The sequence below is a fragment of the Christensenella minuta genome, from assembly GCF_003628755.1.
In the GTDB taxonomy this organism is placed as follows: domain Bacteria; phylum Bacillota; class Clostridia; order Christensenellales; family Christensenellaceae; genus Christensenella; species Christensenella minuta.
This window is the reverse complement of sequence record NZ_CP029256.1, coordinates 563,618-586,532: the sequence shown is the minus strand read 5'-3', so window position 1 is coordinate 586,532 and position 22,915 is coordinate 563,618. Positions and strand designations below refer to the sequence as shown.

The following is a 22,915-nucleotide window of genomic DNA, read 5'->3' as shown; positions in this document are numbered from 1 at the left end:
CCTCACATACGGTCAAACGATCGTATTTTTTCGCCTGTTTTCATATCTCTCAAAGGCCTTTATAATATTCCTGACCAGGGGATGCCGTACAACATCCTTCTGATCGAGATGAACGATTGCAATATTTTTGATGTTTTTCAGTATTTCAACTACCTTTTTAAGCCCGGATGCCCTTTCCTTCGGAAGATCTATTTGGGTAATGTCGCCCGTAACGACGACTTTGGCGTTTTCTCCAAACCGCGTGAGGAACATTTTCATCTGCTCCATCGTACAGTTTTGCGCTTCGTCCAGAATAATGAATGCATCATTCAGCGTACGGCCGCGCATATAGGCGAGCGGCGCCACTTCTATCACACCTTTTTCCGAAAGGCGGGTATATGCGTCCACGCCCATAAAGTCGTAAAGCGCGTCATAGAGCGGACGCAGGTATGGGTCGACCTTGTTTTGCAGGTCTCCCGGTAAAAATCCGAGGTTTTCTCCCGCTTCCACCGCTGGCCTGGTCAATATGATGCGTGAAACCTGCTTATTTTTTAGCGCAACAACGGCCATCGCCATTGCAAGATATGTTTTTCCCGTTCCCGCCGGCCCGATACAGACGACTACCGTATTATCCTTGATCGCCTGGATATATTCCTTTTGCCCATAGGATTTGCATTTGATCTGCTTGCCCTTTGCCGTAATCGCCACTACGTCAGACATCATCTCGCTCACCAGCTCCTGATGTCCGTCGTATACAAGGTTCATTGCATAATTGACGGAATCCTGATTAATGGTCTCGTTCTTTCCATACATCTTTTTCAGGACTTCGATCACATCGGCCGCAGCCTGGACCTTTTTCGCTTCACCGGTAATGCATATCCCGTTTTCCGTCGCGCGGATCGCCGTATCCGTCTCCGCTGATATAATATTGATATTCTCATCAAAATTGCCGAACACGCCGGCCATTTGCTCCATGCTGTCGAATGAAATATCGATCTGTGTTTCTGTCAAGTTTGAAAATTCCTCCTGCTTTCATACCCACATATGAATAGTATCATATTTTTTCCAAAAAGCCCACACCTTATTTCTATTCAAAAAAGCAGGCCTCCCGCATTGTGCGAGTGGCCTGCTGCTTTTTGTTTTCACATTGGAAGCTCAGTGCTTTCTTTTTCTTGCCGCTTCTGCTTTTTTCTTTCTCTTTACGCTGGGTTTTTCATAATGCTCACGTTTCCGGATTTCAGCCAGAACTCCTGCTCTTGCACATTTACGCTTGAATCTTCTCAGAGCACTTTCCAGTGTTTCGTTTTCGCCTACGCGTATCTCAGACATTAATCTCCCCTCCTCCCGTACTCTGTTCCCATCCAAGATAGGAACTGGGAGCTATTTCATACTTCTGTATTATAGTAAAAGCGCAGCGTTCTGTCAACAGCTAATTCCTGCTGACCATCTCCATGCCCGCCGCACGATGCGCCGGAGCCGAAAAATTTCCTGTCAAGCGGTTTTCCGCCGCAAATAAAGCTCATTCGCCGCCTGCCGCTGTGTCAGCCGGGCGGCCATTCCATATACCGCCCGCCCAAAAGATGCATATGCAAATGGTGCACGGTCTGCCCTCCGTTCTCACCGGTGTTAAACACAAGCCGGAACCCATCCGCCGCGATCCCTTTTTCTTCGGCAATTTTCTGTGCCGCTTTCACCATCGCGTTAATATATTCAAAATCTTCACCCTTTACCTCAAGAATGCTTTTTAGGTGCTTTTTCGGTATGAGCAAAATATGTACGGGCGCCTTTGGATCGATATCCGTAAACGCATATACAAACGCATCTTCATATACCTTGTTGGACGGGATTTCGCCCGTTACTATTTTACAAAACAAGCAATCTTCCATATTTGCACTCCTTACTTCAAGATTTCTCCATACAGTATACCATTTTTATACTTTTTTAACAAAACATTTTGCAGCGTACCTGGCATGCCTGCCGCACGGACACGAAGATACCTTTCGGTATATCCTTCCGCAAGGCCGTCGTCCGTTTCCTGCTCAAACAATACTGTCTGCACGGTTCCAAGAAACTGTTCCGCATATTCGCGTTCCAGTCTTTCTCCAATTTCAATCAGCTGATTCGCCCGCCCGCGGCGCACCTTCATTGGCACCCGGCACTCCATTGAGGCCGCAGGCGTACCTTCACGTTCCGAATAAGGGAACACATGAATCCTGAAGAATCTACATTCCTTCACAAATGTGCACGTTTCCGCAAATTCTCCCTCAGTTTCTCCTGGAAATCCGGCGATAATATCCGTTGTGACCGCCGGCTTATCATAAGCTTCGCGTATATTGGCAATGTATTCCAAAAATTGCGCGGAAGTATATTTCCGGTTCATTCTCATCAGAATGCCGTCGCTGCCGCTTTGAAGCGATACATGGAAATGCGGGCACACCTTTTCCATATTCTTTAGCTCCCGCAAAAATTCCCGGGTCAGAATATGCGGTTCGAGTGAGCCCAAGCGGATGCGACTGATGCCTTTGATCTCATTAAGGTCGCTTAGTACATTCAGAAGGCTTTCTCCGTTATCTTGCCCATAGGATGAAATATGAATCCCCGTGAGCACGATCTCCCGGACGCTGCGCGCCGCAAGCGCCCGGGCTTCCGACAAAATGCTGTCGGCGCCGCGTGAGCGCACGCGCCCGCGTACGTACGGAATGATGCAATAGCTGCAAAAATTATTGCACCCTTCCTGTATTTTGATATGCCCGCGCGTAAGCTCTCCTGCCGATGAAACCGGCATCTCCTCGAATACGTTCCCGATTTCACATACTCCGTCGATCTTTTTCCCTGTGAGGCACTCCCTGACGATCTGCACGATTTTGCTTCGTTCTTCTGTCCCGATAACCGCGCTGGCCCCCTCAATTTCCAGAATTCCTTCACTGTCGCGTTGAGCAAGACAGCCGCATACGCAAATAACCGCCTCCGGATAATTTTTATGCAGGCGGCGGATCATATTCCGCGACTTTTTATCTGCGGTATTCGTTACCGTGCATGTATTGACCAAGTAGACATCAGCTTCTTCATGAAATTCCACCCTCTCGAAGCCGGCTCGTTCCAGAAGCTCCACCATTGCGTTCGTATCATATTGGTTTACTTTGCATCCAAGCGTATAGGCCGCAACTCTCATGTCAGTTCCCCATATATTCATAAGCGATCATTGCGGCAGCGGCAAGGCCTGCCGTTTCCGACCGGAAAATCAGCTCCCCGAGAGAGCAGGAAACCGCTCCCGCCTCCTCGAGCAACCGTACCTCTTCCCGGGTAAAACCTCCCTCCGGTCCGACAAACAGGAATATCTCCCGGCACCGCTGTTCCCGAAGCGCCTCTTTGATCGTCCTATGCTCTTCACTCTCATACGCAACCAATTTTAAACCGTTTTTATTTTGCAGCTCTTCCGCTGCTTTTTCAAGGGTAACAATGTCTCCTACCTTGGGAACATAGGACCGTCCGCACTGCTTCGCCGCCTCCATAGCAATACGGCTTTCGCGCTCAACAAGCTTCCCCGCCGATTTCGCATCCGGCCGCTTTACGCACCGTTCGCTCAGGAACGGAACAAATGCCCGCACTCCGGCCTCGGTGCATTTTTGTATGGCATAGTCGAGATGGTCGCTTTTAATGACCGCCTGGCAAAGCGTAATTTGGACCGGCAACTCTTTGCCGGATTCCTTTTTCTCAACAACCGCCACAGAAATGCTGTCCGCGTCGTTTCCAGTAAGCGTGCAATAGTAATCTATGCCGCTTCCGTCAAACAGAATAAGCATATCTCCCTCCTGCATCCGCAGTACGCGGGAAATATGCTTTGCTTCCTGTCCTGTGACCGTAATATGTTTTCCGGTAATATCCGGCCAATAAAAACGTCTCATCCTCTGTACTTACACGCGATTGCCCGCCATTCTCCATCTTCCAGAATCTGGATCACCTTAAACCGTTTCTCCTCAAGCGATTTTCGCACGTCATCCAACCGGGAATCAATAATACCCGAACAAATGTACATGCCATTTCGCTTCATATATTCCTGCGCTACGCCGTTGAGCGCAATCACCACATCCGCAATAATATTGGCGACCACGATATCCGCCTGCGTACCCTCGGGGACCTCCGCAAGCAAATCTGATTTCCTGACCTCAACCGTATCCGCGCAGCCGTTTCGCTGTGCATTCTCCCCCGTCACCGCCACCGCGACAGGATCGAGATCGAGCGCATAGACCTTTTCCGCACCGAACTTTGCCGCGGCGATGGAAAGAATACCGCTTCCGCAGCCCGCATCGACCACTGTCATACCCGGCTCGATATATTCCTCCAAAAACCGTACGCACATCCGCGTCGTCTCGTGATTTCCCGTCCCGAACGCCATCCCCGGATCAATTTCTATCACAACATCCTCAGGCGCAGCTGAATAATCCTCCCATGTTGGTTTGATAACAACAAAATCCGAGATTTTAACCGGCTTGAAATATGCTTTCCACGCATTCTCCCAATCTTCCTCCCTTACCGTCCGGGCACTGATCTCAAGGCGGCCCAGCGGAACGCCGAGGTTCATTCCTTTTACACGCCGCACACGTTCCTTTATATCCGCAAGAATCTCTCGTTCGCTTCCATCGCACGGGAAAAAGGCCGCAACGCAAAACGGGACCTTTTCCAGAACTTCTTCATCCAGATAATCCCAAGGAAGCCCGCCCTTGGCGCATGCTTCGTTATCCCCCTCAACGGAGACCCCCTTTGCACCCGCTTCCATAAGTAAGGCGGAAAAAATTTCTTCCGCTTCTTTTTGTGTCCGTATTCCGATTTTCAGCCAATCCATTTACCGTACCTCGCAACAAACTTCACTCTATTATACCCACAAACCATTTCCCATTGCAACAAAAAAGAGCAGTTTCCTGCTCTTCCCTGAAATAGCTCAAAAAGCGTCATTCGGCTTGGAAAAAGTCGTTTCTTTATCCTTTGAACGGATTTTATCTTCAAAATCACGCAGTATCTTCTTCTGGCGCTCATTCAGCTTCTTTGGAATCTGTACATTGGCACGCACATACAAATCTCCCATGCGGCTGGAATTCAGGTACTTGATCCCTTTGTTCTTAAGGCGGAAAACAGTTCCCGGTTGAGTGCCAGCCTCTATTTTATAGCGCACCTTTCCGTCGAGCGTGGGGACTTCGACCTCGTCTCCAAGCGCCGCCTGCATCATCGTGATATCCATATCGAGGTAAAGATCATTTCCCAGCCGTTCAAATAATTTATGCGGTTTTACGGAAATCACAATCTGCAGATCGCCTGCCGGACCGCCCCGTTTGCCCACATTGCCCTCGCCGCGCATCGTCAGTACCTGTCCGTTGTCGATGCCCGCCGGAATATTTACGGAAATCGTACGCTGGCGCTGTACCGTTCCTTTTCCCTTGCATTTTTCGCACGGCGTATCTACAATAGTTCCTTCTCCCCCACAGGTGCGGCAGGGCTGCACATTGACAAAACTGCCGAACATCGTCTGCTGCTGTACGCGCTCCTGCCCTGTACCGTTACATGTCGGGCATGTTCTGCGCTCCGTCCCCGGTGCCGCCCCGGTGCCGCCGCATTCGTCACATGCTTCAAGGCGTGTAATACTGATATCGTGCTTTATTCCCTGCGCCGCGTCTTCAAAAGAAAGCCGCATATTCACACGGATATCGCTGCCGCGCTGAGGTCCGTTTGCCGGGCGGCTTCGCATCCCGCCGCCAAAAATATTATCGAAAATATCGCCAAATCCGCCAAAGCCCTCAAAGCCGCCGAAGCCGCCTTGTCCGCCGAAGCCACCCGCGCCGTCCGCAGTCCCGAACGTATCGTATTGCTGACGTTTCTGGTCGTCGCTCAGCACCTGATACGCCTCGTTTACTTCTTTGAACTTCTGCGCCGCACCCTCATCTCCCTTGTTCATATCGGGATGATATTTCTTGGCAAGCTTCCTGTATGCACTTTTAATTTCGTCCGCGCTTGCGTCTCTTCCAACGCCAAGCGTTTCGTAATAGTCCTTAGCCAAAATTTACGCTACCTCTTCCATCAGAATCTTGAAAATCTCCAAAAGCCAAAGTGCGACACTCTGGCTTTTGGAGGAAATTGATCCGTTCTCTGTGGCTTTGCGCCCTATTTGTCCTTCTTGTCATCCTTTTTATCATCGTCAACGACTTCATAATCCGCGTCTACCACGTTGTCGTCCTTCTTTGTACCGCCGTTCGGATCATAATTGGGGTCGAAGCCCGCGCCGCCCTGTGCGCCTCCTGCCGCGGCGTTTGGATCTCCGCCCGCCTGCTGATAGATTTTGCCGAACGTATCAAAGGATACCTTTTGCAGCTTTTCAGTTGCAGATTTGATCGTATCCGGATTGTTTGTCTTCAGCGCTTCCTTGGTTGCGGCCAGCTCATCCTCAATCTTTTTCTGGTCGTCCTTCGGCACCTTGTCGCCAAGGTCTTTCAAGGTTTTTTCCGTCTGATAGATCAGGGAATCCGCGTTATTGCGCGCTTCGACCTCTTCCTTGCGCTTTTCATCTTCCGCCGCGAATTTCTCCGCGTCTTTTACTGCCTTGTCGATCTCGTCATCCGACAGGTTTGTGGATGCCGTAATCGTAATCTTTTGTTCCTTGCCAGTCCCCATATCCTTTGCGGAAACATTCACGATACCGTTCGCGTCGATATCGAAGGTGACTTCGATCTGCGGAACGCCCCTCGGGGCCGGAGCGATGCCGGTAAGCGTGAACCGGCCGAGCGTTTTATTGGCGGCTGCCATTTCACGTTCGCCCTGCAGTACATGGATCTCAACACTGGTCTGGCCATCTGCGGCGGTAGAGAAAATCTGACTTTTTTTCGCCGGGATCGTCGTGTTCCTATCGATAAGTTTTGTGCAGATGCCGCCCATCGTTTCAATACCAAGGGAAAGAGGCGTTACGTCAAGAAGCAGTACATCCTTGACTTCGCCGCCAAGAACGCCCGCCTGAATCGCCGCGCCCATTGCCACACATTCATCCGGATTGATGCCCTTGAAGGGTTCCTTGCCCGTAATCCGTTTTACCATGTCCTGTACGGCCGGAATACGGGAAGAGCCGCCTACAAGCAGGATTTTGTCGATATCCGAACTGCTGATACCCGCATCCTTGATTGCATTTGTGGTCGGCCCTTCTGTTGCGGCAACAAGGTCGGCCGTGAGTTCGTCAAATTTCGCCCGCGTAAGGTTGAGATCGAGATGCTTCGGTCCGGTAGCATCAGCCGTGATGAACGGCAGGTTGATATTTGTCTGCATCACGCCGGAAAGCTCGATCTTCGCTTTTTCCGCCGCTTCCTTTAACCGCTGCATTGCAATCTTATCGCCGGAGAGGTCGATCCCATTGCTCTTTTTGAATTCGTCAACCATCCACCCGACAATCTTATCGTCAAAATCATCGCCGCCGAGGCGGTTGTTTCCGCTCGTAGCGAGCACTTCAATTACTCCGTCGCCGATCTCGAGCAGTGATACGTCGAATGTTCCGCCGCCCAAGTCATACACAAGAACCTTCTGGTTATTGTCTTTTTCAAGCCCGTAGGCCAGCGCCGCTGCCGTAGGCTCGTTCACGATACGCAACACTTCGAGGCCTGCGATTTTACCCGCGTCTTTCGTCGCCTGCCGCTGTGAATCGGAGAAGTACGCCGGCACCGTAATAACCGCCTGCGTAACCGTTTCTCCAAGATAAGCTTCCGCATCAGACTTCAGCTTCTGAAGGATCATCGCAGAAATTTCCTGCGGCGAATAGGTCTTGCCGTCAATGTCTATCTTCCTGTCCGTTCCCATGTCGCGCTTGATCGACATAACGGTATGGTCCGGATTAGTGACCGCCTGGCGCTTTGCAACTTGGCCGATCAATCTTTCGCCATTATTTGAAAAAGCCACGACGGACGGTGTCGTCCGCGCGCCCTCCGCGTTTGGGATTACGACGGCCTCGCCGCCTTCCATGACTGCTACGCATGAATTTGTTGTTCCAAGGTCAATTCCGATTACTTTACCCATTTATGAAAACCTCCTGTAAAATTGTTTTTCAATTCTTTATTTTTGATTATAGATAAGGCGTTCCGCCTTATTTTTACTTTGCAACCTTTACCATCGAGTGCCGCAGCACCTTTCCGTTCAGGCTATATCCTTTTTGCAGCACTTCGACAATCTGATTGGTCTCAAACCCTTCTTCTTCCACCTGCATCACCGCATTATGCACTTCCGGGTCGAACTGTCCGTCTGCGCCGATTTCTTCCACACCCAAGTTCCGGAGCGCGTCCTGCATTTGCCGCATAATCATCGTCATTCCTTCAAAGAACGCTTTGTCTCCGCATTCTGCGGCCAGCGCGCGTTCAAAGTTGTCGAGGATCGGCAATATCACCATGACGGTATCCGCTACGCCGTTTTGAAATGACGATGCGGCGAGGGTCGCATTGCGCTTCTTATAATTCTCAAAATCCGCCCGTTCCCTTTGCAGCGCGTTTAAATATTCCTCTTTTTCCGCTTCCAGAATCTTCAGCTTTTCCTGCGCCTTGTCCTTTTTGGCGGCAGCTTTATGCTTCGCCGTCTTTTTTTCCTCTTTTTCCTCAGGCTTCGTCTCCTCCGCCCGCTCTTCCACAACCTGTTCTTTTACTTCTTCCGCAGCCCGTTCTTGCTCCACCTGCTGCTTCTCCTGTTTTTCCGCCAATTTTCTTACCTGCCTTATTTTTTATTCTCTGTTTGCAGCAAACATGAAAGAATGTCGCTCAAACTCATGCCTACGTAATTCAGCACGGAAAGTACGCGCGCGTAATCCATGCGTGTCGGCCCAATCACACCAAACGATCCGATTTTCTCGCCGCCTATCTTATAGGTTGCCGTCACGATACTCATATCCTTAAAATCATCATAAGGATTCTCTTTTCCAATCCTGATTGAAAATTCAAGGTCGGTCGCTGCGGACATCACCTTATAGAGCACGTCTTTGGTCTCCAGAAGCTGCAGGAAATGCTGCGCTTTGCTCACATCTTTATATTCCGGATAATTGAATATATTTTGCGCCCCGCCAAACACAAGCTCTTTTTTCTCACGATTAAGGTTGATGGCGTCAAGTACCTCGCTCATAATCATCTTTTGCTCTTTCAGGCTGTCCATACACGAACTTTTGATGATCTCTTCAGCTTCTTTCAGCGACGTATTCTGGACCTGCTCCGTCAGCATGTTGGAAAGTGCCTCAAGTTGGTGCACATCCATCGCAAGCGGTACGTTAATCATTTTGTCCTGCACCAGCCCATTGTCCGTTACAAAAATCAAAAGTGCTTTTGCTTCGGTAATCTTTACAATCTGGATGCGTTTCAGCTTTACGCTTTCAAGGTTCGGCGCCGTCACCATCGAAATATGCTTGGTGGCATCCGACAGCGCTTTAGCCGCTGAGGTCAACACCTCGCCGATCTCGTCGACGCGCGTATCGAAATAATTGCGGATGAACATCGCCTCGTCTTTGGTAATGCGGTCGATGTGCATCAGCCGGTCCACATATAAGCGGTAGGCCTTGTCACTCGGCGTTCTCCCCGCTGAGGTGTGCGGTTGCTCAAGCAGCCCCATTTCTTCAAGGTCTGCCATCTCGTTTCGGATTGTCGCCGGACTGTAATCAAGATCCGGTTTTTTGGAAAGCGTACGCGACCCAACCGGAATTCCGGTATCAATGTAATCGTCGATGATCGCTTTTAATATTCTCAATTTTCTGTCTGACAATTCCATGCCGCGCGCCCTCCTTTCCACCTGCAGTATCTTTATATACACAAAAAACCGGTTTAAAACCGATTTGTTAGCACTCTTCATTGTCGAGTGCTAATTCCTTGATATAAAGATACCACCGCGCCGGGTGGTTGTCAATACGGTTTGTTAAAATAATAAATGTTCCAGATGAATATTTTATGAACAAACGCCGTAATTTGCGATCTTTGCCAAGCTCGTCTCCCTGCGATTACAGGTTGCAGACCAGCAGGGAAACCAGTTGATTTTGAAGATCGAATCCGCGCCTTGTAGGATATAGGCCTCGTCCGTCTGTTTTTGCAAGGCCCAGTGAAACCACCTTTTCCATCTCTCTGGAAAATGCCTCTCGGAAATCTTCATCAAACCTGTTCTTGTAATCGAAAAAAGAAAAGCCTTTTTTGAGCCGCAACTTTAGCATAATATACTCCATCTTACGTTCCTTTTCCGGCACGAGCACGGACGAGGCATACCGCAGCCTTCCCTCTTGCATATCGGAAATATATTCTTCTACGTCCTCCGTATTGGAAAAACGCATCTGGTCCATGCAGGAGTGTGCCGCCGCCCCAAGTCCGAGATAATCGTGCACATTCCAATATTTCAGGTTGTGCATACATTCAAATCCCTCTTTTGCAAAGTTTGATATCTCATAATTGACAAAGCCCCGCTCCGCCAGAATCTCCTGGGCCATATGATACATCGCGAGATCCATATCCTCGTCCGCCGGCACGGCCGCCCCCGCGCTCACGGCATGAAAAAGCGGCGTTTCCGGTTCAATTTTCAGCGCATAGGCCGAAATATGCTCAGGCTCCTTCTTCAATATAAAGCGGAGCGTTTCCCCCCACTCCCCGCTTTCCTGTCCAGGCAGCGCATAGATCGCATCTATATTGATATTTGAAAATCCGGCATCCCGCGCGAGATTATAGGCACATTCAAACTGCTCCCGCGTGTGCTGCCTTCCGAGCACCGCCAGCAAACGATCCTGGGCTGCCTGCATTCCGATGCTCAGGCGGTTGATCCCCGCTTGACGGTATTCCTTCAGACTCCGTGCGTCCAGCGAACAAGGATTGGCTTCAAGGGTAATTTCCGCGTCTTCTTCGATGTCAAAGGCACAGCGCAGTGCATCCATTGTTTCCGTAATATAGCACGCAGGCGGAAAGGACGGCGTTCCCCCGCCGAAAAAAACAGAATCCACCTTTCTGCCGTACATCCGACCCGTCATGCCGATCTCGTTTTTCAGCGCACAGAAATACGCATCCATAAGCTCTGTACGCTCTAGAGACACAAAGTTGCAATAACTACATTTTTTTAGGCAAAAGGGAATATGTAAATAAATGCCCAGCATATTTTCTGCCTTCTCAGGTTCACTTGTCCATTTTAAGCACGCTCATAAAGGCCTCGGACGGCACCTCTACGCTGCCCACCTGACGCATACGCTTCTTGCCCTCTTTCTGCTTTTCAAGCAGCTTCTTTTTGCGGCTGATATCGCCGCCATAACATTTTGCCAAAACATCCTTGCGCAGCGCCTTCACCGTTTCCCGCGCAATGATTTTCCCGCCGATCGCGGCCTGGATTGGAATCTCAAACATTTGCCGCGGGATTACTTCTTTGAGTTTCTCCGCAATGGAACGACCCCGCCCGTAAGCGCGTTCCCGGTGCACAATGATTGAAAGCGCGTCGCACATCTCGCCGTTGAGGAGGATATCCAACTTCACAAGGTCGCTCTTGGCGTAGCCCTGCACCTCATAATCCATGGACGCATATCCCCGCGTCCTTGATTTCAAATTGTCAAAAAAGTCATAAATAATTTCGTTGAGCGGAATCTCGTAATGCAGAAGCACACGCGTCGCTTCAATATATTCCATATTCTTGAAGATGCCGCGTTTCTCCTGGCACAGTTCCATCACCGCGCCCACATAGGTATCCGGCGTCATCACGCTCACCTTGGCAATGGGTTCCTCCATATACTCGATCATAGAGGGATCCGGAAGGTTTGTCGGATTGTCGATCTCAAGCTCTTCTCCGCTCATCATGCGCACACGGTAGGAAACGCTGGGAGCCGTGGTCACAAGATCAAGATCGAATTCGCGTTCCAGCCGCTCTTGGATAATCTCCATATGCAGCAGCCCGAGGAACCCGCAGCGGAAGCCAAACCCAAGGGCCACGGACACCTCCGGGTCATATAGAAGGGATGCGTCGTTCAACTGCAGTTTCTCCAGCGCGTCGCGCAAATCGTCGTACTTGGCCCCGTCTGCCGGATAGATACCGCAGTATACCATCGGCGTGATCTTTTTATATCCTGGCAGCGCCTGTGCGGCAGGCCGTCGATCGTCTGTTACCGTATCGCCCACGCGCGTATCCGCGACATTTTTGATGCTTGCTGCAATATAGCCCACGTCTCCCGCCTTCAACTCTTTGGTCGGAACAAGCTCAGGGGCGAATGCGCCGACCTCCGTAGTGTCGAACACCTTCCCCGACGCCATAAACCTTATTTTCGTTCCTTCCTTTACACATCCGTCAATCAAGCGCACATAGCTGATCGCGCCCTTATAGTTATCGTAGTAAGAATCAAATACCAATGCTTTTAAAGGTTTTTCTTCATCGCCCACCGGTGCGGGAAGTTTATCTACGATTGCATCCAGTACCTGCTGTACATTTTCCCCGCTTTTCGCACTGATACGCGGGGCGTCGGATGCGTCCAGCCCAAGCACGTCTTCGATCTCCTTGGCGATTTCATCCGGACGCGCGCTTGGCAAGTCCACCTTGTTGATGACCGGAATGATCTCAAGGTCATTGTCCATCGCAAGATATACGTTTGCAAGAGTCTGGGCCTCGATTCCCTGACTCGCGTCCACCACAAGTACGGCTCCCTCGCAGGCCGCGAGCGAACGCGATACCTCGTAGGTAAAGTCCACATGCCCGGGCGTATCGATCAGGTTCAGTTCATACTGGACGCCTCCACGGTCGTAGAGCATGCGCACCGCCTGCGATTTAATGGTGATCCCGCGCTCCCTCTCAAGGTCCATCGTATCAAGGAGCTGTTCCTTGATGTCCCTCTGCGCGACCGTGCCCGTCATTTCGATCAGCCTGTCCGCCAGCGTCGATTTCCCGTGATCTATATGGGCTATAATACAAAAATTCCGTATATTCTTCTGATACTCGTTTTTCATGTGTTCTCCTAATATTGATTCTCTTTTCTTATGATACGCAAACCCCATCCAAAAATCAATAAAATAATCGGTAGCCCGCCGCACGGTTGTGGTATATAATAATAATTAATGAAGCTTAGCTTCTGTACTTCTGTAAAAAAGGAGGGGATTTTTATGAACGAATATCAGGAACTGATAGATTTATTGAACAGCAAGCGGTTCCATGCCGAATTTTTTGAAGACACCGGCTCTGCAAAAAAGCGCATAATGGAGCTTATTTCGGACGCGGATTCTATTGGCATCGGCGGCAGCCAGACCATCAAGGAATCCGGATTGTTCGACGAAATTGCCGCGACCGGTAAAACGATCTATTCCCAGACGCTCGAGCGAAAGAAAGAAAAGCCGGACAATATGGCGGTATGGCGCAGCGCAATGGGTGCCGACGTATACCTCACGTCCACCAACGCCCTCACGCGCGAAGGAGACCTCATCAATATTGACGGCAATGGCAACCGGGTTGCGGCAATGTTTTTCGGGCCGGATAAGGTGATCGTCCTGTGCGGGATAAATAAAGTCAGCAAAGGGCCGCACGATGCGATCGCCCGGATCAAAAAGACCGCCTGTCCCCGGAACGCAAAGCGTCTTGGCCTTCCCACGCCTTGTGCTACAGAAGGCGTATGCAGGAACTGCGGTCTGCCCGAGCGCATGTGCAAAGTGACAGTGCGCATCCAATATCCCCCGAATGGGAAGGATATCCATATCCTGCTGGTAAACGAAGTCCTTGGTTTCTGAAATCCGGGAGCTTTGCAAATAATATCTTAAAAACGGGCGCCGCAGATCATTCGGGCGCACAAATCATACAGGAGGAACTCTCATGACTTATCAGGAGACCTATCGGGTCTGGAAGGACGCCCTGAAGGGCACGGAATATGAGGCGGAGCTCGAAGCTCTCCCAAAGGATGAAGATGCTTTGCAGGATTCTTTTTATAAGGAAATGGAATTCGGTACCGCCGGGATGCGCGGCATTATCGGTATGGGAACCAACCGCATGAACGTATTCACGGTTAAACGCGCAACACAGGCTCTTGCGAACAATATCCTAGCACATGGCGACCCGGCCGCCGGGGTGGCGGTCGCCTACGACACACGCAAATACAGCGATCTTTTTGCACGCGAAACGGCAGGCGTGCTATGCGCAAACGGCATCAATGTGTTTATGTACGATACGCCGCACAGCGTTCCCCAGCTTTCTTTCACCATCCTTGAGCTGAAAACCACGGCGGGCGTCGTGATTACCGCAAGCCATAATCCGCCCGAATACAATGGGTATAAGGTCTACGGAGAGGACGGCGGACAATGTCCGGTCGCCGATTCCGACCGTATCACCGAATATATTTCTCAAATAGACGATATGTTTCGCATTCGATCCATGCCGCTTGACGAAGCGGAGCGCAAGGGGTTGCTTGCCTATATTGGGAAAGATTTAGATGAAATTTATTTTGGAAAGGTCGAAGCCCTGTGCATCCATCCCGAGACCATGAAACAGCAGGCGGACAAACTGAACATCGTGTACACTCCCCTGCACGGAACGGGCAACGTGCCCGTGCGGCGCGTTTTAAAAGACCTCGGGATCAAACGGCTCCATGTCGTTCCCGGGCAGGAGCATCCCGATCCGGCATTTCCGACCGTCAAAGCGCCCAATCCCGAAGAACGGCAAAGCTTCGATCTGGCTATGGCGCTCGCAAATCAAAAAGACGCCAACCTGATTCTCGCAACCGACCCGGACAGCGACCGTCTTGGCGTTGCCATCCGCAACGCGGATCATGAATTCGTAATCCTGACCGGGAACCAAATTGGCTGCCTGCTGATGGACTATATTCTCTCACAGAAACGGCAGTCTTTTACCGGCGACGAATTTGTAGTAAAATCGATTGTCACCAGCGATATGGTGGATGTGATCGCAAAGCACTACGGGGTCGAGCTTCGCAGCGTATTTACGGGCTTTAAATTTATCGCCGAACAAATCAAGCTTGCGGAACGCACGGGCAAAGGCAGATTTATCTTTGGCTTTGAAGAAAGCTACGGCTATTTGCAGGGTGCGTTTGTGCGCGATAAGGATGCGGTACAGGCGGCCATGATGATTGCTGAAGCCGCATGCTGGTACAATTCTCTCGGCCGCACGCTGTACGAAGTGCTCATCGATATGTATGAAAAATACGGCTGGTTTGAAGAACTCGTCATTTCCAAGACGCTTTACGGCAGGGAAGGAATCGAAAAAATCCAGGGAGCGGTCAGTACTCTGCGCAAGAAATATCCTGAAACAATCGGCGGCTTCCACGTGCTTGCGGTGCGCGATTATCTCAGGCAGGAGCGGATTGATATGCAGACGGGGAAAACGGAGCCTTTGGGCATGGAGCAATCGAATGTGCTCTATTTCGAGCTGGACGGCGGCCGTTTCATTATTCGCCCTTCCGGCACGGAGCCCAAGCTGAAATCGTACCTCTCCACTTCCTCAATGAACAAGCAGGAAGCGGAATACCAGCTCAATAAATTAAAGGAAAGCGCCGTCAACCTTATTGACAAGCTCACGGAATAGGAATAAAACGAATGGAAGCAGCAATCAGGCACATGGTAGTATTTAATCTCAGGTACGACAAGGACGATCCCCGTGCCAAGGACTTTATCGCAACGGCAAAGAAGGTGTTTGCGGGCATTCCCTTTGCGCAGAACGTCATGCAATGCTGGGAGATCAGTCCGAAAAACGGCTATACTTACGGGTTTTCGTTCGACTTCATGAAGCCGGAGGATTACGAAAGCTACAACAATCATCCCGATCACTGCAAATTTGTTGAGGAACGCTGGAACACCGAAGTGACGGATTTCATGGAGATCGACTTTAAAGAAATGTGATCTGCAGCCAAAGGCGGCGGAAGAACAAAACAGCCGGGGCTGGTTTAAGAACCCCGGCTATTTATTTAATTTCCATCGCTTTGCCATGATAATGCATGCGGCGGACGGCCTCACGGGATTATGGCTCCGTATGGACCAGCTTCCCATCTTTTACCATCAAATATTCGTAGTCATACGGATTCTCCACATCGTAATCGGGTTCGGATAATCCCTGCAGCAGGTCCGGCACAATGTTTCCCGCAATTCCAGCCGCGTTTCCGGCATTTTTCCTGAGATTGTCCGCAAGCCGCTTATTATCCCCGTCGTAATTCTCGATCACAAGATTCGCGATATCGTATCCCTGCACCGCCTCATTCTCAGGAGTTTCTCCATATTTCTCCTCATAACGTTTCGCCCATTCCTTGTATTCCGCGCTCTGATCCACCGGATAAAAAGCCGGCATAACCGCTCCTTCAATATCCTCGAGCATATCGACCGTCGCCTGTGAACCGAGCGTAAAGCAGGTCAGCAGCCGCATATCCGGCTGCGCGTTTCTGACGGCACACAGGATGTCCGCGCCCCATAGCGACCTGTAATACGGGACGTATGCGGTATCTATTCCCAGCGCTTTCCATGTGGCCATCTCCTGAGAGAATTCAACGCTTCCAAACGGCTCGGAAAGCGAGCTCCCCAACTCTATATAGCCGGTATCCGTTTCGTTGTCCGCCTGGTTTACCATCGTCATTGCACGCCCAAAGCCGACAATCTCATCAAGCTCAAATTCCGTCCCGCTGTGGATGCACCCGACGCGCCTTGCGCCCGCCTCAAACGCATACAGCCCTATGGCGTAACCCAGGTGCTCCGCGTTCAGTGAAAACGGGAAAAAAGTATTGTAGCCTTCCTGTACCGTTTCGTCATAATATCCCTGCACGGCAAAAAGCGCTTTCCCGCTGTCATTCATAACCCGGGCAGCCGCATTGATTACTTCGTAATCCTGCATCGTCACGACCGCAGTAATATCCGGGTCGTCGGCAAGGCTTTCTATCATTTCCATGGAACCTTCAAAATCCATGGTGTCCAGCCCATGGGTTTCTACGGTGACTTGGTAGGGGCCCTCATATTCGCCGAGTGCCATTTCCATTCCTTTTTGGTAGCGGGAGACATTATAATCCATCCCTTCCCTGCACACAAGGGCAATCCTGATCTTGTCCGCATCCAGTTGGCCGGACTCTCCTGTACATCCCACAAGGGGCATGGCCGCCAGAAGCACGCATAATAATAGTGTGAATACTCTTTTCATTTTATCCACCGCTCTTCAGATTTGCCGGACGGCAAATTCATAGAACAGCCCTTTCCTTTTCATCAGTTCGTCATAGGTTCCTTCTTCAGCGATCGCCCCGTTATCTATCATCACAATGCGGTCGCATTGCCTGACTGTGGAAAGCCGGTGGGCAATTACGACCCGGGTGCAGCCAAGCTGCGCAATGTTTTCCGCGACTTCGTTTTGCACTACATTATCGAGCGCGCTGGTCGCTTCGTCAAACAGCAATATTTTAGGCCTCCCTACCAATGCACGCGCAATCAGGATACGCTGTTTTTGCCCGCCCGATATTCCGCCGCTTCCCTCGCTGATCATCGTCCTCATGCCCATGGGCATAGCCGCAATATCGTCCGCGATTCCCGCCAGCCGGGCGGCTTCCCATGCATCCTCCATGGTGCTCCACGGGGCTGTGATAATGATATTGGAAAAAATATCTCCCACAAAGAGTTTCCCGCTTTGCAGCGCTACGCCGACCCTCCGGCGAATGCTGCGCAAATCAAAATCCATGAGGTCTTCCCCATCATAATAGACCGCCCCGGCTTCGGGTGTCTCAAAACCGATCAGGAGGCGCATGAGAGTAGATTTTCCGCATCCGCTCCGGCCCACAATACCTACATATTCGCCCGGCTTCACATGAAGATCAAAATCTTTCAGTACGAGCGGCATATCTTCTCCGTAACGGAACGATACGTGCGACACTTCTATTTCACCTTTCAGGGAAACCGCCTGCTTTTTATTTTCCGCTGGTTCTGGCTGCGCATCATAGATCGGCTGGACCAAATCCACCAGCGGCTTAATTGCCGCGACCTGCGCCACAATGCCCGCAAGCGACAAAAGAGCCGCAGAAATCGCTCCATAGGCTACAGAAAAGGCAATATAGTCAGACTGTGACACTTCATTGCGCCCCGCGACCAGGTAGAGAAGAATCGTTCCGCCGAGAGATATGGCGCCGGAAAGCGCCGACCCGATTTTAATGATAAAGGGTGGGTTATACTGCAGTTTCCCTTCCTGCGCATACAAGGACGCCCATTTAGAAAATGCACGTTTTTCCGCGCCTGCCAGTTTGATTTTTTGGATCCCGCCAAACAGGCTGAACGTAAGTCCGCTTTTTTTGGTCGCGATCTGTGCCTGCTGCTTCATAAATTTCATCCGTATGAGCACAGTCGCCACGATCACGCCCAACATCACCAGAATCGCCAGCATACCCGGCCCGACAAGGGTTGGCGCGAACGATTGCATCTGAAACAGATAGACGAAGGAAAACAGAACCGAAAGCCCCGTTGTAAGAATACTGTCCGAAACAATTTGCGAAACGGTATTCATACTGCTGACGCGCTGGGAGAGCTCTCCGGCTGAATATTCCTTGAAAAACGACACGGGCAGAGAAAAAATCCGTGCCATAACCGCGCTTTGGGAAGCAAACGACATTTTATCCCGCAGGCGCGACATAACAAGGCTGCGCGATATCCCAAACAGCAGGCTTCCCACGGTCGCTCCCACAAGCAATGCCGCGACGGGAAGGATATCCTCCCTCAGGTTTCCCGGAATGATGTTATCGAAAATCAATTTGTTAATCATGGGAAGCACCAGGCCCAAAAGGCTGACACACAACGACGCGGCAAGCACCCATATAATATCCCCGACAGAAATACTTTCCAGCCTGAATTTCAGAAAATCCATTAATTTCAGCGGACGCGCGGGATAGCTTCGGTAAAAGCAATACGCCTCCGCCCCGATCTCTCCGGCGTTTTTGGAACCGACCTTAATACGTCTCCCCTGTCCGTCGCAATAAAAATATCCGCCGCCCAGCGTAGGCAGGAATGCCGTCACGGTCCCGTCACGCAGCTCTCCCAGCAACGGTCCAACGGTTTCCTTCCACCATGTTCCCGTAAGCTGTACACGCCGCCGCATAACTCCCGACGGCCGCAGCATATAGTCGAGACGCTCATTGTTATCCTGCATTTCTTCCGGCGGCTCCGGCGCTTCTACCCGAAGACACCGTAAAATCTGCTGCACCGCAGAAAGCGCTTCGTCCCCAGTTTTTCCAGACCGGGAACGATCTTTCCCAAAGATGGAAAGAAGGTCTTCCAGCGCCGTATTCATTGCGTCATGTTCCCGCTGATCTCTATCGTGCTGCATAAGTGCGCCTCTTCCTCCCTTTTCAGTTTTTGAGCAGTTCCCGGTATCGTCCCTGCGCAGCGATCAATTCCGCATGTGTGCCGCGTTCACAGACCGTTCCTTTGCTTAAGACAATGATTTCATCGCAGTCGCGTATTGTGGACAGCCTATGTGCGATTACTACCAGCGTGATCCCCATAGCCCGGATATTTTCCATCACACGCTGTTCGGTTTTTGCATCCAGCGCGGAGGTCGCTTCGTCCAAAATCAATATAGAAGGCCTTCTTACAAGCGCCCGCGCGATTTCGATGCGCTGGCGCTGCCCGCCCGAGAAATTCTTTCCGCCGTCATCCACAAGATCGTCATATCCTTTTCCCCGCTTCATGATGTCCGAATGGATTTCCGCCGTCTTGCATGCCTCAATAACCTGAGCGCGCGGAATAGACGCATCCCACATCGTAATATTGTTTTCTATGGTGTCTTCGAACAATACGATTTCCTGGTCAACCACGCTCAGGGAATTGGTAAGGATGCCACGGGGAATATCCTCGCGTTTCATTTCGTCCAGCAATATTTCGCCCGACCACGGAGGATATAATCCGGATATCAGTTTTGCAAGCGTGGATTTTCCGCTGCCGGACGAACCGACAAATGCCACGCTTTCGCCCGGCATAACATGGAGGGAAAAATCCGTAATCAGGGGGTCCGACAGTTTGGCATATCCGAAGGTCACATTCCTCAGGCTGATTTCGCCGCTCAGCTTTCCGCCGTCCTCCTCATCCCCGGCTTCGGGCACATCCGTTCGGTAGTGGAACACGTCGTCCACCCTTTCCATCTGCGTCCGCATCTCAATAAATGCCGAACCCACCCCGGCAATTTCGTTGACCGGCGCAAGAAATGAAGACAGGAAGCCCTGGAACGCCATCAGCATACCAATGGTAAACTGACCGTCCAGTATAAGGTACACCCCCAGTACGAGAACCGCAATATTCGCGATCTGCTGTACGAACTGTGGGATGATGCTATAATATTGATCGGCCTTTTCCATGCGCACTTTCCCGTTGTTCGCACGCGTATAGGTGCCGCTCCACCGTTCAAAGAAGCCGTTTTCAGCACCCGCCGCCTTAATGCTTTCAATCATATCAAAGCCTGCCGAGGCGACCCCGGAGAGCAGCCCCATATCGCGCTCGATCACCCGGCTGAAATTAACGCGCCGGTTGGAAACAAGGCGCATAACAATAAGATTTGCCGCAACTGCGGCAAGCCCGATAACCGACAGCAATACGCTGTAACGGAACATGACCAGTAAGTACAATACCAATAAACAGGCGTTGACCGCAAGCGGCGCGATCCTCCCGATCAATGAAAAGGCAATCCCCTCGTTGCTTTCCTGCCGTGAGGCAATATCACCAATATAACGCTGTGTAAAAAATTCCACCGGCAGTCTCAGCACATGCCACATGAAGGACGCGCTCGCCTGTACCGCCATCTTTCCCTGTATCCGCAGCCAATAGATGTTTTGGAGCGCGGCGGTAATAAATTGAAACGCAAGCACCGCCGCCATTACACTGATAAGCGGTACAAGCCATTCCGGATTCTTGCCGGACAAAATGTTGTCAATAAATATCTTTGAAAACAGCGGAATCACAATCCCGATTGCCGCGCCGATAAGCGACCACAGCATAACGAACACAATTAGTTTTCCGCTGCCATGCAGCCTTTTCCGCGCAAATCCCAAAACGCTTGCCGGTTTTCCGCCTGTTTCAAACTCCTCGGTGGTTTCAAAGCACAGCACGATGCCCGTAAAAGCACGGTCGAACTCTTCCATCCCAACGGCCACTCTGCCGCGGGCAGGATCGTTCAGGATTGCTTTACCCTTGCGGAAACCGCAGAGAACAACAAAATGATTGAAATTCCAATGCAGGATGACGGGAAAGGCACACTTCTTTACATCGTCGATCTCCATGCGGTATCCGGCCGCATCAAGGCAGTAACTCCGCGCGGCGCGAATCATATTACGCGCGCTGCTGCCGTCACGGGATACGCCGCAGTCGGCGCGTACCTGCTCCAGCGCAAGCCATTTTCCATAATAGGCCAATATCATTGCAAGGCATGCCGCGCCACATTCGAGCGCTTCCATTTGCATTATAACCGGGACTTTCACGACTTCCTTCGCCATGCGCTCCCCCTTAAATTCCCATCAAAAGCTCATACGGCTTTTGTTCGTCCAATACCACAAGAATATCGCACACCATGCCGTTTGAAAGCTGAACCGCGTTCCCTGCCGGATTTGACCAAAGGGCGGAATTTGCCTGCCCCTCGGCTTTGGGATCAAGCGTAATAGAAATCCTTACTTCGATCTGGTTGCCTTCCCCCAAAATATCCGCTACATATTGCCTGCTCCCTACGGCAGCTTCAATATCGCTGTCCGTCACGGGATAATCCCCTATACTTTCGATATATCCGTACATATAGCCATATTCTTCCCGGGACACATAGGAAGGGCACGCCTGTATTTCCATTCCGGTCGTCAGCCGCCGTGCGGTATCCGCGGGAACATAACAAATCAGCTGGTAAATATTTGTTCCTTCCTCCATCCGGGCGAGGCTTACGACCTGCTCGTTGGCCTGCACAATATCATATACATGTTTGGCGTCCAGCACGACTCCCCAGGACTGAGAGCGGACAATCGACGCATCGATATATTCCTGCCGTTTGGCAGCGATAGCTTCCTCATCCGGCTGTTCCGCCGCTTCAAGTTCCTGAAGCTCCGCAAGCAGCTCCGGCTGGGGAATGACCGCAAGGACGTCATGTGGAAGGACCGTATCTCCCGTGCTTACCCGTATATCCTGAATCTGCCCCGAGGCCGGCGCGCTAATAGAAATAACACCGCTTCCCGGGAATATAATCCCTTTCATATCCATGGTTGTGGGGATACGCCCCACGGCAAGCCACACAGCAACCGCCACAATAATAGCAAAGCAGGCAATGAGCACACTCCAGATACCCGGATGGGTCACTTTAATATATTCATCCAGTTTTTCCGGCGTTTCCGCCTGTTCAAGCGATGTTTTCCGGAAAAGATCTCCCATATTTTCCTCCTTGCCCTTTTCTCACCGTTTTTATTCATGTAGTCCACAGGGCCCTGGTATCGCCTTCAGAGCCGGCGCAGCGAATCCGTCCTCAGCTTTGCGAGGGTCCGTGAAGCCACCGTCCCGACCGTGCTTTCATTCATTTTCAGCAACGCCGCAATTTCCCTGTTGTTGTATCCCTCAAAAAATTTGTAATAGATAACAGGCCTTTCCCGTTCTTTTAGCTTCGCCAGTTCTTCAAAAATAATTTTGCGCTTTTCAGAAGAAATCTGTTCCATTTGGGTCTCAAAATCAACAGGAATAACAACGCCCGCCGTTTCATCGTCAATCGAAACCGTCTGTTTCCGCATCCGGTAAAAATCGATTAACACATTTTTTGCGATCCGATAAATCCACGTATTAAAGGAAGCCTTTTGCGAATCGAAGGCATCAGCGCTTCGTGCTGTTTTGGTGAAAATCTCGCTCACAATATCTTCAGTGTCTTCTTTTGACAGGATGCGGTAAAAAATATAGTTGTAAATCTTCGGGAAATATTCCCGGTACATCGCCTCAAAGCCTCTTGGGGCGGTGATATCATGGTCCATCCTATT

General features: G+C 50.9%; 21 protein-coding genes. 3 read left to right on the top strand and 18 right to left on the bottom strand.

From position 1 onward, the window contains the following. Positions 1 to 12 precede the first annotated feature (12 nt). The 13 genes from B1H56_RS02820 to lepA form a co-directional block, all read right to left on the bottom strand. Positions 13 to 954: a PhoH family protein gene (locus tag B1H56_RS02820; RefSeq protein WP_066521614.1), complete on the bottom strand. Its 942-nt coding sequence runs from the start codon at positions 952 to 954 to the stop codon at positions 13 to 15. Positions 955 to 1,134: 180 nt separating this feature from the next. Further along, positions 1,135 to 1,308 (bottom strand): 30S ribosomal protein S21, encoded by a 174-nt coding sequence (gene rpsU / locus B1H56_RS02815; RefSeq protein ID WP_046444557.1) that lies wholly within the window; start codon positions 1,306 to 1,308, stop codon positions 1,135 to 1,137. Between the two features lie 56 nt (positions 1,309 to 1,364). After that, positions 1,365 to 1,502, bottom strand: a complete 138-nt coding sequence (locus B1H56_RS14480) for a hypothetical protein (RefSeq protein WP_156468720.1) — start codon at positions 1,500 to 1,502, stop codon at positions 1,365 to 1,367. Between the two features lie 18 nt (positions 1,503 to 1,520). Further along, positions 1,521 to 1,865, bottom strand: a complete 345-nt coding sequence (locus B1H56_RS02810) for a histidine triad nucleotide-binding protein (protein WP_066521357.1) — start codon at positions 1,863 to 1,865, stop codon at positions 1,521 to 1,523. Positions 1,866 to 1,876: 11 nt separating this feature from the next. Further along, positions 1,877 to 3,172 (bottom strand): tRNA (N(6)-L-threonylcarbamoyladenosine(37)-C(2))-methylthiotransferase MtaB, encoded by a 1,296-nt coding sequence (mtaB, locus tag B1H56_RS02805; RefSeq protein WP_242862174.1) that lies wholly within the window; start codon positions 3,170 to 3,172, stop codon positions 1,877 to 1,879. Next, positions 3,153 to 3,884, bottom strand: coding sequence for a 16S rRNA (uracil(1498)-N(3))-methyltransferase (locus B1H56_RS02800; protein ID WP_066521364.1), 732 nt, complete (start codon positions 3,882 to 3,884; stop codon positions 3,153 to 3,155). Before B1H56_RS02800 ends, mtaB begins: the two co-directional genes overlap by 20 nt. Further along, positions 3,881 to 4,822 carry a 50S ribosomal protein L11 methyltransferase gene (gene prmA / locus B1H56_RS02795; RefSeq protein WP_066521365.1) on the bottom strand — a complete coding sequence of 314 codons (942 nt, stop codon included), beginning with the start codon at positions 4,820 to 4,822 and terminating at the stop codon, positions 3,881 to 3,883. The genes B1H56_RS02800 and prmA overlap by 4 nt, the downstream gene beginning before the upstream one ends. 96 nt (positions 4,823 to 4,918) lie before the next feature. Continuing rightward, complete coding sequence (gene dnaJ, locus B1H56_RS02790; protein ID WP_278287613.1) at positions 4,919 to 6,028, bottom strand: molecular chaperone DnaJ; 1,110 nt, start codon at positions 6,026 to 6,028, stop codon at positions 4,919 to 4,921. Between the two features lie 104 nt (positions 6,029 to 6,132). Then, on the bottom strand, positions 6,133 to 8,022 hold the full coding sequence (gene dnaK / locus B1H56_RS02785) for a molecular chaperone DnaK (RefSeq protein WP_066521374.1): 1,890 nt from the start codon (positions 8,020 to 8,022) through the stop codon (positions 6,133 to 6,135). A gap of 73 nt (positions 8,023 to 8,095) precedes the next feature. After that, positions 8,096 to 8,665 carry a nucleotide exchange factor GrpE gene (grpE, locus tag B1H56_RS02780; RefSeq protein WP_162938954.1) on the bottom strand — a complete coding sequence of 190 codons (570 nt, stop codon included), beginning with the start codon at positions 8,663 to 8,665 and terminating at the stop codon, positions 8,096 to 8,098. Positions 8,666 to 8,706: 41 nt separating this feature from the next. Beyond that, positions 8,707 to 9,744, bottom strand: coding sequence for a heat-inducible transcriptional repressor HrcA (hrcA, locus tag B1H56_RS02775; RefSeq protein WP_066521615.1), 1,038 nt, complete (start codon positions 9,742 to 9,744; stop codon positions 8,707 to 8,709). Positions 9,745 to 9,970: 226 nt separating this feature from the next. Continuing rightward, complete coding sequence (gene hemW, locus B1H56_RS02770; protein ID WP_066521377.1) at positions 9,971 to 11,101, bottom strand: radical SAM family heme chaperone HemW; 1,131 nt, start codon at positions 11,099 to 11,101, stop codon at positions 9,971 to 9,973. Between the two features lie 19 nt (positions 11,102 to 11,120). Next, positions 11,121 to 12,926 (bottom strand): translation elongation factor 4, encoded by a 1,806-nt coding sequence (lepA, locus tag B1H56_RS02765; RefSeq protein ID WP_066521380.1) that lies wholly within the window; start codon positions 12,924 to 12,926, stop codon positions 11,121 to 11,123. A gap of 153 nt (positions 12,927 to 13,079) precedes the next feature. On the opposite strand from lepA, the gene B1H56_RS02760 reads away from it, so the two are divergent. The 3 genes from B1H56_RS02760 to B1H56_RS02750 all read left to right on the top strand — a co-directional run bounded on the left by B1H56_RS02760 (position 13,080) and on the right by B1H56_RS02750 (position 15,815). Next, on the top strand, positions 13,080 to 13,697 hold the full coding sequence (locus B1H56_RS02760; RefSeq protein ID WP_066521382.1) for a lactate utilization protein: 618 nt from the start codon (positions 13,080 to 13,082) through the stop codon (positions 13,695 to 13,697). Positions 13,698 to 13,779: 82 nt separating this feature from the next. Then, positions 13,780 to 15,501 carry a phospho-sugar mutase gene (locus B1H56_RS02755; RefSeq protein WP_066521384.1) on the top strand — a complete coding sequence of 574 codons (1,722 nt, stop codon included), beginning with the start codon at positions 13,780 to 13,782 and terminating at the stop codon, positions 15,499 to 15,501. 11 nt (positions 15,502 to 15,512) lie between these two features. Next, a complete protein-coding gene (locus B1H56_RS02750; RefSeq protein WP_066521386.1) occupies positions 15,513 to 15,815 on the top strand; it encodes a Dabb family protein in 303 nt (100 codons plus the stop codon). A gap of 118 nt (positions 15,816 to 15,933) precedes the next feature. On the opposite strand, the gene B1H56_RS02745 is transcribed toward B1H56_RS02750, so the two are convergent. The 5 genes from B1H56_RS02745 to B1H56_RS02725 all read right to left on the bottom strand — a co-directional run bounded on the left by B1H56_RS02745 (position 15,934) and on the right by B1H56_RS02725 (position 22,909). Beyond that, positions 15,934 to 17,094 carry an ABC transporter substrate-binding protein gene (locus B1H56_RS02745; RefSeq protein WP_066521388.1) on the bottom strand — a complete coding sequence of 387 codons (1,161 nt, stop codon included), beginning with the start codon at positions 17,092 to 17,094 and terminating at the stop codon, positions 15,934 to 15,936. Positions 17,095 to 17,109: 15 nt separating this feature from the next. Next, positions 17,110 to 19,254: an NHLP bacteriocin export ABC transporter permease/ATPase subunit gene (locus tag B1H56_RS02740; protein ID WP_066521391.1), complete on the bottom strand. Its 2,145-nt coding sequence runs from the start codon at positions 19,252 to 19,254 to the stop codon at positions 17,110 to 17,112. Between the two features lie 22 nt (positions 19,255 to 19,276). Continuing rightward, positions 19,277 to 21,412 carry an NHLP family bacteriocin export ABC transporter peptidase/permease/ATPase subunit gene (locus tag B1H56_RS02735; protein WP_066521393.1) on the bottom strand — a complete coding sequence of 712 codons (2,136 nt, stop codon included), beginning with the start codon at positions 21,410 to 21,412 and terminating at the stop codon, positions 19,277 to 19,279. Positions 21,413 to 21,422: 10 nt separating this feature from the next. Then, entirely contained in the window at positions 21,423 to 22,325 is a 903-nt protein-coding gene (locus B1H56_RS02730; protein ID WP_066521395.1) for a biotin/lipoyl-binding protein, read from the bottom strand. A 65-nt stretch (positions 22,326 to 22,390) separates the two neighbouring features. Beyond that, positions 22,391 to 22,909: an RNA polymerase sigma factor gene (locus tag B1H56_RS02725; protein ID WP_066521398.1), complete on the bottom strand. Its 519-nt coding sequence runs from the start codon at positions 22,907 to 22,909 to the stop codon at positions 22,391 to 22,393. Positions 22,910 to 22,915: the final 6 nt, after the last annotated feature.